13 protein-coding genes are annotated in these 14,816 nt (G+C 41.4%); 11 read left to right on the top strand and 2 right to left on the bottom strand.

Annotation, left to right across the window (positions count from 1 at the left end):
• The first annotated feature begins 120 nt into the window (after positions 1-120).
• From HMPREF9625_RS10335 to HMPREF9625_RS10320, 4 genes are all read left to right on the top strand, one after another.
• Positions 121-996 (top strand): glycosyltransferase, encoded by an 876-nt coding sequence (locus tag HMPREF9625_RS10335; protein ID WP_009534643.1) that lies wholly within the window; start codon positions 121-123, stop codon positions 994-996.
• Between the two features lie 79 nt (positions 997-1,075).
• The gene (locus HMPREF9625_RS10330) at positions 1,076-2,107 is read left to right on the top strand and encodes a glycosyltransferase family 2 protein (protein ID WP_009534642.1); all 1,032 of its coding nucleotides are present in this window, start codon (positions 1,076-1,078) and stop codon (positions 2,105-2,107) included.
• 85 nt (positions 2,108-2,192) lie between these two features.
• Positions 2,193-3,191: a glycosyltransferase family 2 protein gene (locus tag HMPREF9625_RS10325; protein ID WP_009534641.1), complete on the top strand. Its 999-nt coding sequence runs from the start codon at positions 2,193-2,195 to the stop codon at positions 3,189-3,191.
• A gap of 95 nt (positions 3,192-3,286) precedes the next feature.
• Positions 3,287-4,756, top strand: coding sequence for a lipopolysaccharide biosynthesis protein (locus HMPREF9625_RS10320; RefSeq protein WP_009534640.1), 1,470 nt, complete (start codon positions 3,287-3,289; stop codon positions 4,754-4,756).
• On the opposite strand, the gene HMPREF9625_RS10315 is transcribed toward HMPREF9625_RS10320, so the two are convergent.
• Entirely contained in the window at positions 4,714-5,739 is a 1,026-nt protein-coding gene (locus HMPREF9625_RS10315) for a glycosyltransferase family 2 protein (RefSeq protein WP_009534639.1), read from the bottom strand. The genes HMPREF9625_RS10320 and HMPREF9625_RS10315 overlap by 43 nt on opposite strands.
• Positions 5,732-7,264 carry a L,D-transpeptidase family protein gene (locus HMPREF9625_RS10310; RefSeq protein WP_009534638.1) on the bottom strand — a complete coding sequence of 511 codons (1,533 nt, stop codon included), beginning with the start codon at positions 7,262-7,264 and terminating at the stop codon, positions 5,732-5,734. The genes HMPREF9625_RS10315 and HMPREF9625_RS10310 overlap by 8 nt, the downstream gene beginning before the upstream one ends.
• Positions 7,265-7,487: 223 nt before the next feature.
• On the opposite strand from HMPREF9625_RS10310, the gene HMPREF9625_RS10305 reads away from it, so the two are divergent.
• From HMPREF9625_RS10305 to HMPREF9625_RS10275, 7 genes are all read left to right on the top strand, one after another.
• Positions 7,488-8,597 carry a DegT/DnrJ/EryC1/StrS family aminotransferase gene (locus tag HMPREF9625_RS10305; protein WP_009534637.1) on the top strand — a complete coding sequence of 370 codons (1,110 nt, stop codon included), beginning with the start codon at positions 7,488-7,490 and terminating at the stop codon, positions 8,595-8,597.
• Positions 8,598-8,611: 14 nt separating this feature from the next.
• Positions 8,612-9,640, top strand: coding sequence for an ATP-grasp domain-containing protein (locus tag HMPREF9625_RS10300; RefSeq protein WP_009534636.1), 1,029 nt, complete (start codon positions 8,612-8,614; stop codon positions 9,638-9,640).
• Entirely contained in the window at positions 9,606-10,346 is a 741-nt protein-coding gene (locus HMPREF9625_RS10295) for a glycosyltransferase family 2 protein (protein WP_009534635.1), read from the top strand. Before HMPREF9625_RS10300 ends, HMPREF9625_RS10295 begins: the two co-directional genes overlap by 35 nt.
• Positions 10,347-10,361: 15 nt before the next feature.
• Entirely contained in the window at positions 10,362-11,660 is a 1,299-nt protein-coding gene (locus HMPREF9625_RS10290; RefSeq protein ID WP_009534634.1) for a lipopolysaccharide biosynthesis protein, read from the top strand.
• A 7-nt stretch (positions 11,661-11,667) separates the two neighbouring features.
• On the top strand, positions 11,668-12,690 hold the full coding sequence (locus HMPREF9625_RS10285) for a glycosyltransferase family 2 protein (RefSeq protein WP_009534633.1): 1,023 nt from the start codon (positions 11,668-11,670) through the stop codon (positions 12,688-12,690).
• Positions 12,691-12,720: 30 nt separating this feature from the next.
• Positions 12,721-13,089 (top strand): DUF2304 domain-containing protein, encoded by a 369-nt coding sequence (locus HMPREF9625_RS10280; protein ID WP_009534632.1) that lies wholly within the window; start codon positions 12,721-12,723, stop codon positions 13,087-13,089.
• A 129-nt stretch (positions 13,090-13,218) separates the two neighbouring features.
• On the top strand, positions 13,219-14,760 hold the full coding sequence (locus HMPREF9625_RS10275) for a DUF2142 domain-containing protein (protein WP_009534631.1): 1,542 nt from the start codon (positions 13,219-13,221) through the stop codon (positions 14,758-14,760).
• Positions 14,761-14,816 lie beyond the last annotated feature (56 nt).

Below are 14,816 nucleotides of genomic sequence, written 5' to 3'. Positions count from 1 at the left end.
AAGAGATAGAAGAAAGAGATAGAAGAAAATCCCCTTTGCTATTCTTTTCCATCCTTTTCCATGCTAGAATAGTTCGGAATAGAAAAAACTTACAGAGAATAAGCTCGAGGGGAGAAGGGAATGGCTGTAGGCATAGTCATTTTAAATTATAATGATTGGGAGAACAGCTCCCGTTTGGTAGAGGAATTGGAAACATTTCCTCTATTTTCGTATATTGTCATAGTGGACAATGCTTCTACGGATGACAGTCTTTCTCATCTTTCCGCCCTACAGAATGAGCGAGTAAAGCTTCTTTGCGCAAAGGAGAATCAAGGATATGGAGCAGGAAACAATCTGGGGCTTCGCTTCCTTTTTGAAAATGGAATGTGTCATGCTTTTTTAGCCAATCCGGATACATCCTTTACGGAAGAATATTTTCCTGCCGTGCTTTCTCTTTTTCAAAGGGAAAGAGAAGCGGGACTTGTTTCAGGAGTGATGCAGGACGGTATCGGATTGCAAAAGACTGCGTGGAAGCTTCACGGCTTTTTCCTATCCCTCCTTGCTTCCGGTCCACTTTCCAGAAGAGTTTTTTCCTCTTACCTATTCTATAAAAAAGCATATTTGAAACAGAAGCCTTATGTGCAGGTAGATTGTCTTCATGGCTCTTGCCTTTGCTTTTCTAAAGAATCTTTTGAAAAAAGCGGAGGTTTTGACGAGGATTTCTTTCTTTATGAAGAGGAAAATGTTATTGCACAGCGCATGAAGAAAGTAGGCTTTAAGGTTTTTTTATGTACTGCGGTGAGCTATTTACACCAAGACAGCGGAAGTACCGGAAAAAGCATCAAGTCTTTAGTGAAAAGAGAAAAAATCCGGCAGGCATCGGAGAGACTGTATTACAGTAAATATCTGTCTATTAGAGGGGGTCAAAAGCTGCTGGTTTATATTTTCCAGACGATTATATTGCTGGAAACATTGCTTTATGAAGCTTATTCCGCTAAGAAGAAACAGAGCAGATAAAGCAATACGGTAGAGTGGGAATGAAGCAAAAATCATAGAGCGGAAAAGAAATCGGAAAACATTCAGTTTGGAGGCTATTTTGCAAATCATTGTCCTGTGTACGTATAATGGTGAAAAATACCTGAGAGAGCAGATTCAGTCCTTGCTCACTCAGGATTATTCGGGAGAACTTTTGCTCCTTCTTTCCGATGACGGATCGACCGATGGGACAAGGGAGATTTTGCAAAAAACAAAGGAAGAATACAGAGAAAAAGTTTTTCTTTATGATAAGGGGGAGGTTTCGGGCTCTGCATGGAAACATTTCCTGATGATTCTTTCTGCTCTTGCAAATCAAACAATTCCGAATTTTCCCTATGAGAAGATGGAATATATATTCCTTTCGGATCAGGATGACCTTTGCTTTCCCGATAAGATTTCCGCCTTGACAGAGGCTTTGCAGGAAGCGGAAAAGCGATATGGGAAGTCTTGTCCCCTGCTTTGCCATTCGGACATGAAAGTTATAGGCGAAAAGGGAGAAAAGATAGCGGATTCTTATTTTCGCTATCAGAAGATGCCTTGGAAAAAGGACAGCTTTTCCAATCTCCTCATACAAAATCATGTTACGGGCGCTGCAATAGGAATGAATCAGAGTCTTTTAGCCTATCTAAAGAAGTTGCCTGACTTTGTCTATATGCATGACCAGTGGATTGCGCTCCTTGCAGCAGTTTTCGGCCATATTACAGTGCTTCCGAAGGCTCTCTACGCTTACAGGCAACATGGGAACAATGTTCTTGGCGCTAAAAAGGGAAGCGCCATAAAAGAATTGGAAGAACGACTTGGTACGAGCGCCAAGGAGAAGGCCGAATCCGATAAAAGGGCGGAAGAGGGATACTTCGCTTTATTTCGCCAGGGAAGAGAATTTCGGAGGCTTTATGGAGAAGAATTGTCGGAAGCAGACAGGAGCGTGCTGGACGCCTTTTTATCTTTGGAAAGAGTCTCCCGGATTCAGCAGATCAAAACAATGTTACAATACAAAATCTATCCCTTGCCCTTTTACCGCGCTATAGGGGCTATGCTCTTTCTCCCGAAAAGAGAAGGAAGAAAAGGGATAACTTGGCTGATAGGGAATTAGAAAAAAGAAGAATGCGATATCCATCGGATAATTGGAAAAAACCAGAAATCGGAAAAAACCAATAGAAAATGAAAAAGAGAGTTTCATGAAAAAACCATTAATCTCGGTCTGTGTGGTCACATACCAACATAAAAAGTATATAGGAGAGTGCCTTAACTCCATTCTTAGGCAAAAGGGCGAGTTTTCCTTGGAAATTCTCGTCCATGATGATGCATCAACAGACGGCAGTCAGGAGATGATTCGAATTTATCAGGAAAAATATCCGGATATTGTTTTTCCTATACTACAAAAAGAGAATCAATATTCTCAAGGAAAGCATAATATTACGGGAATCTTTAACTTTCCAAGAGCGAAGGGAGACTTCATCAGCGTAATCGACGGAGATGATTTTTTCTCTTCGGAGGAAAAGCTGGAAAAGCAACGGAAAGCCTTGGAGGAGCATCCGGAGGCGATCCTTTCCTTCCATCCTGTAAAAGTGATTATGGAGGATGGAAGAGAGGGACCGAAGAAGCTCCTTATGCCCTATGAAAAGGATTGTATTATTAGCGAGAAGGAACTGATTACGCATAGAGGGGGAATCGCCTTTTCCTCCTTGTTCTTTAGGAGAAGTTTGCTTTATGATGATACAGACTCTCTTAAGCTTCCGGAGTTTTACTATGCCTTTCCGGTGGGAGACAGGCCCTTGGAGCTTATGACTGCTTTAAAAGGAAAAGCAGTATATCTTTCAGAGGCTCTTTCTGCTTATCGTTTTCACCTCTCAGGATCTTGGACTGTGACCCAGGGAGGCGAGAAAGCAAAAGCGAAGCAGGAACAATATTTTCAGGAAATGAAACAGGGCTATGCTCTTTTTCTTAAGGAAAGTCAGGGAAAATACAAGCATGAAGTGGAAGAGTCGATTCATAGGCTTTCTTTTTCCATTGCTATGAATCTTCGGGATTTTTCTGAGATATATAGTAGGGAAAATCGTTCTTTGTATAAGGAATTAAGTGTAAAGGAAAAGCTTTTACTTCGTTTGGAATCGCATCTTCCCGGTCTTTACCGGTTTTTACAGAGGCATTTCGGAATGGAAAGAAATAAAATCTAAAGTTGGAACACATGAAAATAAGAACACGAGAGAAGAGTATAAGGGGACAAGAAGTATAAAATCCTGAAGTACAAGGAAGAAAAAAGGGATAGTTGATGGCGGAAGAAAAGAGTCAAAATTTAGAAAAAAAAGTAGTTTCAGGAATGTTCTGGAAGTTTTTGGAGCAGATTTCCTATCAGGGAATCCAGCTTCTCTTTTCCATTGTCCTGCTTCGTCTGCTTACGAAGGAAGATGTGGGGGCAGTAGGGATTATTTCTATCTTTATCAGTATTGCGAACAGCTTGATTCAAACCGGTTTTTCGCAAGCTTTGATGCAGAAAAAGGAAATCAAGGCAGTTGATTATTCTACGGCCTTGTTTTCTTCCCTGCTTCTGGCAGGGCTTCTGTATCTTGTTTTTTTCTTCCTTAGTCCTTTTGTGGCGGCTTTCTATCAACTTCCCTTATTGACGGGACTTTTACGCCTTATGGCGCTCCTCCTTTTTCCGGGAGCGATTCTTTCCATTCAGCTTGCGTATGCAAGCCGTGCTTTGTCTTTTCGCCCAATATTCCTCTGCAGTTTTCTTTCCTCCCTTTTTTCGGGTATCTTTGCCATAGTTCTTGCCATGAGAGGATTTGGCGCCTATGCCATGGCATATCAACAGATTATTTTTAGCTTCTTTTCTGTCCTTGTTTTACTTATTCTCTTACCGTATAAACCGGGCTTCGGATTTTCCGTTCGTTCTTTACAGAGTCTTTTTGGATTTAGCTGGAAGCTTCTTTTATCGGGGATTGTGGACCAAATATGGCAGAATCTCTATGCGCTCCTTATTGGGAAGAAGTATTCTGTAGAAGAGTTGGCACTCTATAATCGAGGAGAGATGTTTCCGAAGCTGATTTCCGCTACCCTTTCCTCCTTGGTTTCCTCGGTTCTTTTTCCCGCTTTTTCGAAGTTGCAGGGAGAGAAGGAGAAACTGCTTAAAGGAGTTAAAAAGAGTGTTTCTTTATCGGCATTTTTGCTTTTTCCGCTGCTTTTTGGACTTATGGCAGTGGGAAAGCCCTTGATTATACTCCTTCTTACGGAAAAATGGATCGGGCTATTACCCTATCTCTACTTTCTTTCTCTTGTTTATCTGCTTTTCCCCCTGCACATGATCAACTTGCAAGTCATGAATAGCCAGGGGCGCTCGGATTTGTTTTTAAAGATTGAAATACAAAAAAAGATAGTGGGGATTTTGATTTTGGCAGTAACCCTGCCCTTTGGGCTCTTTCCGTTTTTGTGGGGGAAAATCATAGGAGATTGGATCTGCTTTTATTTGAATACCCGACCGAATAAGAAGCTATTAAATTACGGATTTGTAGAGCAGATTCGAGAAGTGCTTCCTTCTCTTTTTGCAGCTCTTTTCATGGCAGCTCTGGTTTATCAGACAGGTATTTTTTTAGAAAAAAAAGGAGTGGAAGAACTCTTCCGACTCCTGATTCTAATCCCTATGGGGGGGATATCTTATCTTATCTTTTCATATCTATGGAACCGGGAAACACTGTCTTACAGTTTCAGCCTTTTCCGTCTTTTCCGCTCTTCCAGATAAACGAAGCAGTTCCGAATCAGCCTCGCTTCGATTCGCAGATAACGAGAGAGGGGAATTCCTCGAAAATCCGCCTGCTTCATCGTCTTTCTTTCCCGGAATCCGGTACGGAGGCCTTTTCGGTACGCTTTCCCGTAGCCTTTTTTCTGAAAATAGATGGCCTTTATACAAAATCCAAGTAAAAAGGGGATAAAATTCAGGACTTTCAGGAATAAGGGAAAGTTCTTATAGAGGAGAAATACGGAATTTCTGGCAGAAAGCTCTACCTTGAAATTACTGTACTTTCCCCCGCTTGTTCCGGAACCGACATGCTTACAAACTGCTTTCGGACAGAAGTAAATCTTATAGCCATAAAGCTGTGCGCGGAAGGAAATATCGACATCCTCAAGATACGCGAAGTGCTTTTCGTCAAATAGTCCGGTTTTTTCCAATGCATCGATAGAGTAGAGTGCTGCTCCCGCGCAGGCGGAAAACACTTCTTCCGGAGTATTCCAGTTTTTTTCACTATCCTCAAGACCTCTTTGAAAAGGAAATCCCAAAACGCAAAGTTCGTCTCCTGCATCATCCATTAGCCTTGGATCATGCATCTTTACCATTTTAGAGGAAAGGGCAAATACTTTTTCGCCCTTCGCTTCCCTTTCTTCCATAAATTCGACCAGTTTTTCCACGAAAAAGGGATCCACTTCCGTATCGTTATTAAGAAGAAGGGCATAGCGGGCGCCGGCTTCTTTGGCAAAAAGAATTCCCTGGTTTACTGCTTTTGCAAAGCCGTAATTCTCCTCGTTTTCAATAAGAAGGACACGTTCGGGTTCTTTCTCCATATAAGATTTTATGCTTTTTATGCTCTCGTCCTTGGAATCGTTATCTACAAATAAAATAGAAAAATCATGCTTGCTTTGGTTTTCCAAAGCAAGCATGCACTTTTCTAAAAAATGATTTCCGTTGTAATTCGGAATGATAATACATGTTTTCATAATTTTAAGCATTTGGCTCAATCAAGTTATTGGCAGCTTCTTTTGCAGCCTCTTTTTTAGCAGAGGCTTCTTTTGCCGCATCTTCAGCACTTTGCTGTCCTACTACAGTTGCATCCGTGGGGTCATAGTTCTGTTCTCTTGGAATAGCCTGCATGATAGCATCCTTTTCAACAGGTCCCTTGTCCCATGCATCAGAGTAGATGATGACCGGTGTACCGTTTTTACAATTTTCATAAACCCAAGCGGAATCAATTGCCTTTAAGCGGATACATCCGCCGGAGATAGCCTGGTCCATAAAATTGTAGTTAATCGCATCAAAGCTTCTTGCATCGGCTCTTTCGTAGAGAAGAGAGTGAATAATGAAGCCCTTATAGAACCGGGAAAGGAACTGGGTATAGCAATCTTTGTGCATAAAGTGCCAACGATATTTTTCGTAAATCTTGAAGCTGCCCAGCGGTGTTTCTGTTCCCGTACTGCACATTAAAGTCTTATAGGGGATAGTAAAGTTTCCACTTTCGTCCTTTGCCATCACATACAGAGTTCTTGTTGCCTTATTAATCCGAATCACATAAGACCCGGGTCTTCCCATAATCGGTTCCAGATCCTTTTGCAGAATTCCCTGTTCATTGAAGTAGAGCTTGTAACCGTCTACTCTTTTCCATCCCTTCTGCGCAACACCATTTTCAAAATAATACTGGTTGGAGTCGCTGTCAAAAGCGAAACCGGTATAGGCTTCTCCGCTGGCAAGGCGATACTTTGCTTCATTTTCTTCAAAATAAATACCTTCCTCGTAGGCGTTGTCCAAGGCTCTGCCTCTTCTTCCGCTAAAGGCGGTATTGTTATTCCAAAGCGTGATTTTTAAGCCGACAATATACTTTCCGCTTCCGATGCTTCCGCAGGCTTCCCCGCTTTTTGCCCAGTCTGTTACGGTTCCGTCATTTAGAACAGCTCTGTAATAGACTTCGCCAAACTTATGGGTATATCCTTTTACTCTGACCATGATAGCGGTTACCGTACCTCTATCCGGTGTGGTTTCCCCTGAAGCGGCCCACGGACCCCATGCACCTTCCGTAGTGTAGGTTCTGTAATACCATCTTCCTACGTTCTGGTGTTCCATAAGGATTCGTTTAAAGCCTTCCGGACTGAAAGTGAAGGACTGATTGTCCTGGGTATATCCGTAATCGATTCGGTCTCCTGCAGAGTTGTAAATGTAATAGGTTGCAAGAGGAACCAGATTCAGTACCGGATCTTCAGCAACATCCGCATCATGCGGTGTTGTCATAAAGGGACGGATACTGTCGACGTTCAGTTCCGTATGCTCAAAAGCACCGTCAGAAACCGTGTTTCCGGATTGGGCACTTTCCCCTACAGTGCTGTTTCCAAGGTTTTGCCCCGGTCCGACAACGATGCTTTCCGACTGTGTTTCCGTACCCTGTGTATCAGAAGACACAGGGGTATCGGCTAGAGCTAGAAAGGGCTGCGATAGAGTTAAGCTGAGCAAGATGCCGAGTGCAGCGAGCTTTTTCGCTTTATTCATGATACATAACCTCCTTACATATAGGGCATTTCGTCCTATTCTCTCTAAATTGTAGAAATGAACTATACGCTTAGTATTTTAAAATCTAAAAGCTTTTTAAATCATTCTTAAGAACCTTATCATAAATAAGTAGAAAGTGCCACCCGGCATTTACATTTTCAGCTTAATACTATAAAATTGTAAAAATCTTGTCAGAATTGGAAGAAAAAAGGGGGAAAATCCAATGAAAAAGACGGAAATCTTTGTGACCAGGTCCAGTCTTCCGGCATTAGAGGAGTTTATTCCCTATCTTGAGAAACTTTGGAAGAGCAGATTCCTTACCAATATGGGCGAATTTCATGAAGAACTAAGGGGAGAACTTAAGGCGCATCTTGGGGTAAAGGAAGTTGAGCTTTTTACGAACGGGCATCTTGCTTTGGAGTTTTTATTGGAGAGCTTTGGAGAGGAAGGGGAGATTATCACCACCCCCTTTTCCTTTGCCAGTACAACGCATGCCATTGTGAGAAAAGGCTTTACTCCGGTTTTTTGTGATATTGATGAAGAGGATTTTACCATTCACCCCGATGCAATCAGAAAGAAAATAACGGATAAAACCAAGGCGATTCTTCCGGTTCATGTCTACGGCAATCTCTGTGATGTAGAGGGACTGGAAGCGCTTTCAAAAGAGTATCATATCCCGGTGCTTTATGATGCGGCCCATGCCTTTTTTGAGCGATTCAGGGGACGTGGCATAGGAAGTTTTGGTACCGCTTCCATGTTTTCTTTTCATGCCACGAAAGTATTTCATACGATAGAGGGAGGGGCAGTGGTTTCCGGGGAGGAAAACGCCGCTCTTTTTCAGAAACTCTATGAATTGAAGAACTTTGGAATCCTCGGACAGGAAGAGGTAAAGAGCGCGGGCGGAAATGGAAAAATGAACGAGTTTTCCGCTGCAATGGGACTTTGCAATTTGAAACATCTCCCTGAATATATTGCGGGGCGGAAAAGAGTCTATGAGCTATATAAGGAAGAACTTCAAGGATTGGAAAATCTCTTATTCCCAAAGGAGCAACAGGACCTGGAAAAGAACTATGCATATATGCCGGTTCGTCTTCTTGGAGAGGGAAAGAGAGATGAAGTATTCCTTGCTTTGGAAAAAGAAGGGATTCATGCCAGAAAGTATTTTTATCCCTGTATTAATGCTTATGACTGCTATAAGGGACGGTTTAACGAAGAGGAAACACCGCTTGCAAAACGGATTTCCAAAGAAATTCTGACGCTCCCAATTTATCCTGAGCTTTCAGAACAAGATATTCTGCGAATTGTAAAAATTGTAAAGACTGTTATGAAGTAGATAGGACAAAACAAATGAAAGAGAAAAGAATTCTGCTTACCGCCATAGGTTCCTTTTCCGCAAGGGCAATTATCAAGAGACTGAAAGAATTGGGTTTTTTCGTCTTCGGAATGGATTGTTACCCGAAAGAGTGGGTGGTCAATGCCGCTTTAGTGGACGGTTTTATACAGGTTCCTTTGGTTTCGAGGGAAGAGTATTATGAGGAAGCTTGTTTTTCCATTGTAGAAAACAGGGGGATTGACGCCATTTTTCCTCTTACTGACATAGAGGTAGACTATTTTTATAAAAACAGGAAAAAATATGAAGAGAAGGGAATAGTGCTTCTCCTGCCAAAAGGAGACCTTTCTTTGATTCGAAACAAGTATCTTCTTGGAAGAAACTTATCCTTATCCATGGAGAAAGGCTTTTCCACTATAGAAGGGAAAAGCTATGAAGAAATGGATTTTTCCGAGCCGGAGTTTCCCATGGTTGCAAAGTTGAAAAGCGGCAGGTCTTCAGAGGGACTTCATTACATTCATTCAGAAGATCAATTGGGCTTTTTCTTAAATCAGGTTTTTAGAGAGCAGAAGGAAGATGCCTATTTTTTTCAGAAACAAATCAAGGGTAAAATCTATACCGTAGACCTTTTCCGGGGAGAATCCGGAGTGGAGAGAGCCCTTGTAAGAAGAGAAGAGCTTCGGACAGGAAACGGAGCGGGAACCAGTGTCAGGATTTTACCGAATGAGGCTTTGGAGAAAATATCACTTAAGCTCATGGCAGACCTAAAGCTCTATGGTCTTGTGAACATGGAGTGGATTTATGAAGAAGAGGAGAGATGCTTTTATTTTCTGGAGTGTAATCCCAGACCCTCCGGAGGAATCGGCTTTTCTGAAATGGCCGGAGGAGATTTTGTAGGATTTCTGATGGAGGAGAGTTTTCCGAAAGAAATGCAGGAAGAGCGAGAGAAAAACGTAGAAGACAAGATGGAGTATTTGGCCAAGATTCGTTACGGAAGTTACGGAAAGGTCTATGAGGATTACTACCTATCCGGTGAAGAAGAGTGAGGCAATGGAAGAGAGAAAAAACGGAAAAGAAAGAGTTTTGTGGATTATTCCCGCATATAATGAAGCGAAAAGTATTCCTAAGGTAGTGGAGGATATCCTTTCTTTTGACAAGGAGGCGGATTATGTAATTATTTCCGACGGTTCTACAGATGAAACGGTACTTCTCTGTGAAAAAAAAGGATATTCTTATATTGCACTGTCCCAAAACCTGGGCTTAACCGCTTGTTTCCAGACCGGTATGCGCTATGCGCATGAGCATGATTTTGATTTTGCTTTGCAGTTTGACGGTGATGGGCAGCATAGGGCGGAGGATGTAAGTGCTCTATTGAAAAAAGGAAGAGAAGGGGTGGATATTGTCTGTGGCTCTCGGTTTTTAAATAAAAAAAAGGGATTTAGTCCAAGAGACTTAGGCTCAGCTCTTTTAAGTTTTTTGATTTTTCTCCGCACCGGAAAGAATTTGACCGATCCGACTTGCGGACTTCGATTATATGGAAGAGAGGCAATTACCCGCTTTTCTTTGGAAAAGAATTTTTCTCCGGAGCCGGATACCTTGGCACATCTCCTTCTTGCGGGGATGAGTATATCGGAGGTTCCTGTAGAAGTAAGAAAAAGAGAGGAAGGAGAATCCTACTTAAGACCGTTTAAAGCGATGCAATATATGGCGAGGGTGGGACTATCCATTCTATTTTACGGTAAAACGAAGTAGCGCAGGGAGAAAGGCATGATAGGAGAAAAACAATCTCTGATGAAAAACGATGTTCTGTGGAATGCATTGGGAAGTATGACTTATGCCATGGCTTCCATGGTTTTGGCTTTTTTTGTTTTGCGTATTTTAGGAGAGAAGGAAGGCGGGATTTTCGGTTTTGGCTACTCCACATTGGGGCAACAGTTCTTTATTCTGGCTTACTTTGGAATTCGTCCTTTTCATATTACGGATATGAGAGGAGAATTTTCTTTTCGTGATTACCATTACTTTCGAATCTTAAGCTCTTTTTTCGCCGTACTTTTATCTATTTTCTTTCTTTTATATCAATATACAAATGGAAGCTATACGGTGGAAAAGGTCTCGATTCTTTTTTTCCTATGTCTATATAAAATTTTAGACGGCTATATCGATGTTTACGAGTCGGAACTGCAAAGGCGAGGAAAATTATATAAAACGGGGCAGTCTCTTTTCTTTAGGACTATCCTTTCTGTATTTGTTCTACTTTGCGGTCTTCTACTTAGTAAAACACTTTTACTTGGTGTTATATTGATGAACTTGAGCCAGGTTCTCTCTCTTTACCTCTTTGCCATCTTGCCTTTAGAGGAAACGAGGGAACTTGGAGCAGTGCATTTCATTGGGGAAAAGACTGCTTTCACACAGAAGATGAAAGCGTTATTCTCCGGCAGTGTTTTTCTTTTTCTTTCCGTATTCCTGGATTTTTATGTCTTTTCTTCTTCCAAGTATGCTGTGGATGCAGTGCTGGGCTCTTCCTCATCCGGTATCTATAATCTTCTTTTTATGCCCAGTAACTTTATCTATCTACTGGCCAATTTTATCATTCGTCCTGCACTGCCGACTCTGGCGGGACTTTGGCAAAGTGGAGACAAATTGCGGTTTAAAAAAGAGGAGAGCAGTTTAATGAAGAAGGTTCTACTCCTGTCCTTGCTCCTTTTCGGGCTGGCGTTTCTCCTTTCTCCTCTTGCTCTATGGATTTTGGAGAAGCTTTTAGGTCCTGCTTTTTCCGGGAAAATAACAGGAGAAAGATGGACTTTCTGTCTTTTAATACTGGGAGGATGCTTTTATGCTCTTGCGAATCTGGAATACTATATCTTGGTCACAAAGAGACAACAAAAGAGAATCTTCACGGGCTATGCTCTCGGAGCAGTCCTTTCCTTCTTTACAGCGGATCTTATGGTGCAAGAAGCCGGATTTTTCTTTGCGTCTATACAGTTTGTCCTGATGATGTTATTTCTTTTCCTTTTCTTTCTTTTCTCGGGTAGCCATGTTAAAATAGCGGGCAGAAAAGGAAAATGAGGAGCAGATGGAAAAAAGGGAAGGCAATGCGGAATATAAGGCTATGGGAAAGAGCTCTTCGGTGTCCGGGTGTTTTACAGCGGGACAAACCGAAGAAGCTTCTTCTTTTGATGTGATTATTCCGTGCTATAAGCCGGGAGAGAAGTTTCGAAAGCTTTTGAAAGCCTTGGAAAAGCAGGAGCTTCCTCCGAAAAAGGTAATTTTAATCAATACGGAAGAACGTTATTTTCCAAAAGACGTATTAAAGGATACAAAGTTGGATATTCGTTTACACCATATTTCCCGTAGGGATTTTGACCATGCCTATGCAAGAAATCTTGGCGTTTCCTTTTCGGATACTCCGTATTTTTTATGTATGACAGATGATGCGGTACCTGCGGATGAAAAAATGACGAGAGCCTTGCTTTCCGCTTTTTCTCAAGATTCAAAAATTGCAGAGGTCTATGCGAGACAGTGCTGTACAAAGGAAAGTTCCTTTGATGAGCGACTTTCCCGAACATTTAATTACGGAGAAGCTTCGCAGATTAAAGGAATGGAGGACTTGAATAGGCTGGGAATCAAATGTTTTTTCGCATCGAATGTCTGTTGTATGTACAAACGGGAGATTTTCTCTTCTTTGGGAGGTTTTCTCGTACCGACTATTTTTAACGAAGATATGATTTTTGCAGCTAGAGCGGAGCAGGCAGGATATAAGGTTGCTTATCAGGCGGAAGCAAGGGTCTATCACTCCCATCGCTTCACTGCTTTGCAGCAGTTTAGAAGAAATTTTGATTTAGGAGTTTCTCACAGGGATTATCGAGAGATTTTTGATTTGGTTCCACCCGAAAAAGAGGGAATCAGGATGATTATGCAAAACAGTAAAGCAGTTCTTTCTGAAGGAAAGGCATATTTACTTTTTCCCTTGTTTTTCCGTACCGTATTTCGTTTCCTGGGCTATAAGGCGGGAAGAAATTATTCTCGTATACCGAAGTTTTTACTACGGCGATTTACCTTAAACCCACAGTACTTTCAGAACAAGAAAATTCTTTAGAGAAATTTCGGAATTAGAGGCGTAAATAAGATGACTTTATTATTTCGTATTATTTTGCTGGCAGTTTGTCTGTTTACCTATTTCTTTTTGCATCATTCAATTAAGAAAGAAAAAATGCGCATTGAAGAGAGTATATTTTGGCTGATTCTCTCTCTTTTACTGTTGTTTTTTTCTATTTTCCCGGGGATACCGGATATCTTGGCAAGGCTTCTCGGAATTTATTCCACGGCGAATTTTCTCTTTTTGTTCGTGATTTTTATTTTACTGCTTCGTCTCTTCTATGTGAATGCGGCCTTAGGGAAGCTGGAAGAACGTGTAAAGACTTTGGTGCAGAATGAAGCCTTACGGGACAGGAGAGAAAGAGAGAAAGAGAGCAAGACCGGAGAGACAAAAGAGTAAAAGACAGCCAGAACAGAGAAACAAAAGAGTAAAAGACAGTCAGAACAGAGAAACAAAAGAGAAAAGATAGATAGAGTAGTATAGATAAAAAGGGTGGAGAAAATTAAAGAAGGGGAGTGATGAGTAGAAATGATTAAATTGCTTGAAGACATGAGAGTGTATCCTGCTTTCGGAAGAGAGGTGTTCTTTCTTTTTCTCCTTTCCGTCCTTCTTTTTCTTTTGGTATTTTTTCTGTTTTTTCTAAAAAAAACCAGGCTTTCTCAAGTATTTTTTATTACAATGATGCTTTTGGGTTCTGTTTATTCCTTTGTTTTGATGCCGCTGTCCGCTCCGGATGAAGTTCTACATTATGTGGGAGCATACGAGCTTTCTTCAAAAATGCTGGGAACGCCCAAGCCCTTATATGATCATGACGGTAATCTGCGTATTCGAAAAGAAGATACGGAAATAGATGATTGGAGTGGAGACAATAAGCCGAATGAGGCTACTGTTTTTGGAATGTTCATTCAAAGGGAACAGATTCTGGAAAGACAGGAAGCCGGATTTTTTGCAAAGGAGGGTGGATATGGCTATACCCTGCAAAAACCGGTTTCCACCACACCCTTTGCTTATTTCTTTCCGGCTCTGGGATTTAGTTTTGCAAGACTCATATCCGCTTCTCGTTTCACACTTCTTTACTTCGGGCGCTTTTTTAATTTATTGTTTTTTGCCTTTATGGGTGCCATTGCTATAGAGAAGATGCCCTTTGGGAGAGAAATGCTTTTTTCGATTTCCTTGTTTCCTATGACCTTGGAACTCGTTTCTTCTCTGTCTTATGATACCTTTATTCTGGCACTGAGCTTTGTTCTTCTTTCTATAGTGCTGGACTATCAGCATCGGGAAGAAAAGCTGGGGCTGAAGGAAATAGGAATAATCTGTCTTTTGGCTGTTCTCCTTTCTCCCTGTAAAATGATTTATTCTATGCTTTTTGCATCTTGCGTAGTGGTATCGTATCGAAGATTTTCTTCGCCTCTTCTCTATTTCTTTGCTATCTTTGCCGTAGGACTTTCCATCGTTCTTGGCGTACTGCTTGTAAACTTTGATTCCTTTAGTCGTTACCTAAGACCCCAGGCGGATACCGTAAATGTGTCCGATGTAGTGGGAGACGGTATAGTACAGGAAACCTATAATCGTAGAGAGACCTTTGCACAGCCGGATGTTTTTGTAAAGATACTTCGGAATACTTTTATGATTAAGGGTAAGGAATACCTTTTAACTATGGTGGGGAATCCTTTGGGACAGTTTGATACAAGGGTTTCCTTTCCGGAAGGGCTTTGCTATCTTTTCCTCCTGTTTCCTTTTGCTACTGCAATTTTGGGAGAGAAGAAAGCAATCCGAAAAAAAACACTCAATATTGCGCAAAGAACCGTGTTTCTTCTCTTGAGCGTAGGTCTTGTTCTTGTGACACTTACAATGATGCTTTTTGCATACACTCCGAAGAGGACAGATTATGTTCTGGGAGTGCAGGGGCGCTATTTTATTCCTGTCCTACCCTTCTTTATTCTTTCTCTTGTTCCTCTTGGCTTAAGAGGGAAAAAAGGGGAAAAGCTTGCCAGAGGGATCCTGCTTTTTCAGATACTTGCCAATTTGGTATTCTGCATATACACTTACTGTACCTTATTTCAGTCTTAAGAAAATGAGGTAAGATTTGTTTTGTTTTGATCCGTTTTTCCTGAAAGGAATAGAAT

Source organism: Oribacterium parvum ACB1, from assembly GCF_000238055.2.
Classification (GTDB): Bacteria; Bacillota; Clostridia; order Lachnospirales; family Lachnospiraceae; genus Oribacterium; species Oribacterium parvum.
The sequence above is the reverse complement of the archived record's forward strand: the minus strand, read 5'-3'. Positions and strand labels throughout refer to the sequence as shown.

Coding starts and splice junctions, on each gene's coding strand:
- HMPREF9625_RS10335 (WP_009534643.1), top strand. CDS start 121: ATGGCTGTAGGCATAGTCATTTTAAATTATAATGATTGGGAGAACAGC.
- HMPREF9625_RS10325 (WP_009534641.1), top strand. CDS start 2,193: ATGAAAAAACCATTAATCTCGGTCTGTGTGGTCACATACCAACATAAA.
- HMPREF9625_RS10320 (WP_009534640.1), top strand. CDS start 3,287: ATGGCGGAAGAAAAGAGTCAAAATTTAGAAAAAAAAGTAGTTTCAGGA.
- HMPREF9625_RS10315 (WP_009534639.1), bottom strand. CDS start 5,739: ATGCTTAAAATTATGAAAACATGTATTATCATTCCGAATTACAACGGA.
- HMPREF9625_RS10310 (WP_009534638.1), bottom strand. CDS start 7,264: ATGAATAAAGCGAAAAAGCTCGCTGCACTCGGCATCTTGCTCAGCTTA.
- HMPREF9625_RS10305 (WP_009534637.1), top strand. CDS start 7,488: ATGAAAAAGACGGAAATCTTTGTGACCAGGTCCAGTCTTCCGGCATTA.
- HMPREF9625_RS10300 (WP_009534636.1), top strand. CDS start 8,612: ATGAAAGAGAAAAGAATTCTGCTTACCGCCATAGGTTCCTTTTCCGCA.
- HMPREF9625_RS10295 (WP_009534635.1), top strand. CDS start 9,606: ATGAGGATTACTACCTATCCGGTGAAGAAGAGTGAGGCAATGGAAGAG.
- HMPREF9625_RS10290 (WP_009534634.1), top strand. CDS start 10,362: ATGATAGGAGAAAAACAATCTCTGATGAAAAACGATGTTCTGTGGAAT.
- HMPREF9625_RS10285 (WP_009534633.1), top strand. CDS start 11,668: ATGGAAAAAAGGGAAGGCAATGCGGAATATAAGGCTATGGGAAAGAGC.
- HMPREF9625_RS10280 (WP_009534632.1), top strand. CDS start 12,721: ATGACTTTATTATTTCGTATTATTTTGCTGGCAGTTTGTCTGTTTACC.
- HMPREF9625_RS10275 (WP_009534631.1), top strand. CDS start 13,219: ATGATTAAATTGCTTGAAGACATGAGAGTGTATCCTGCTTTCGGAAGA.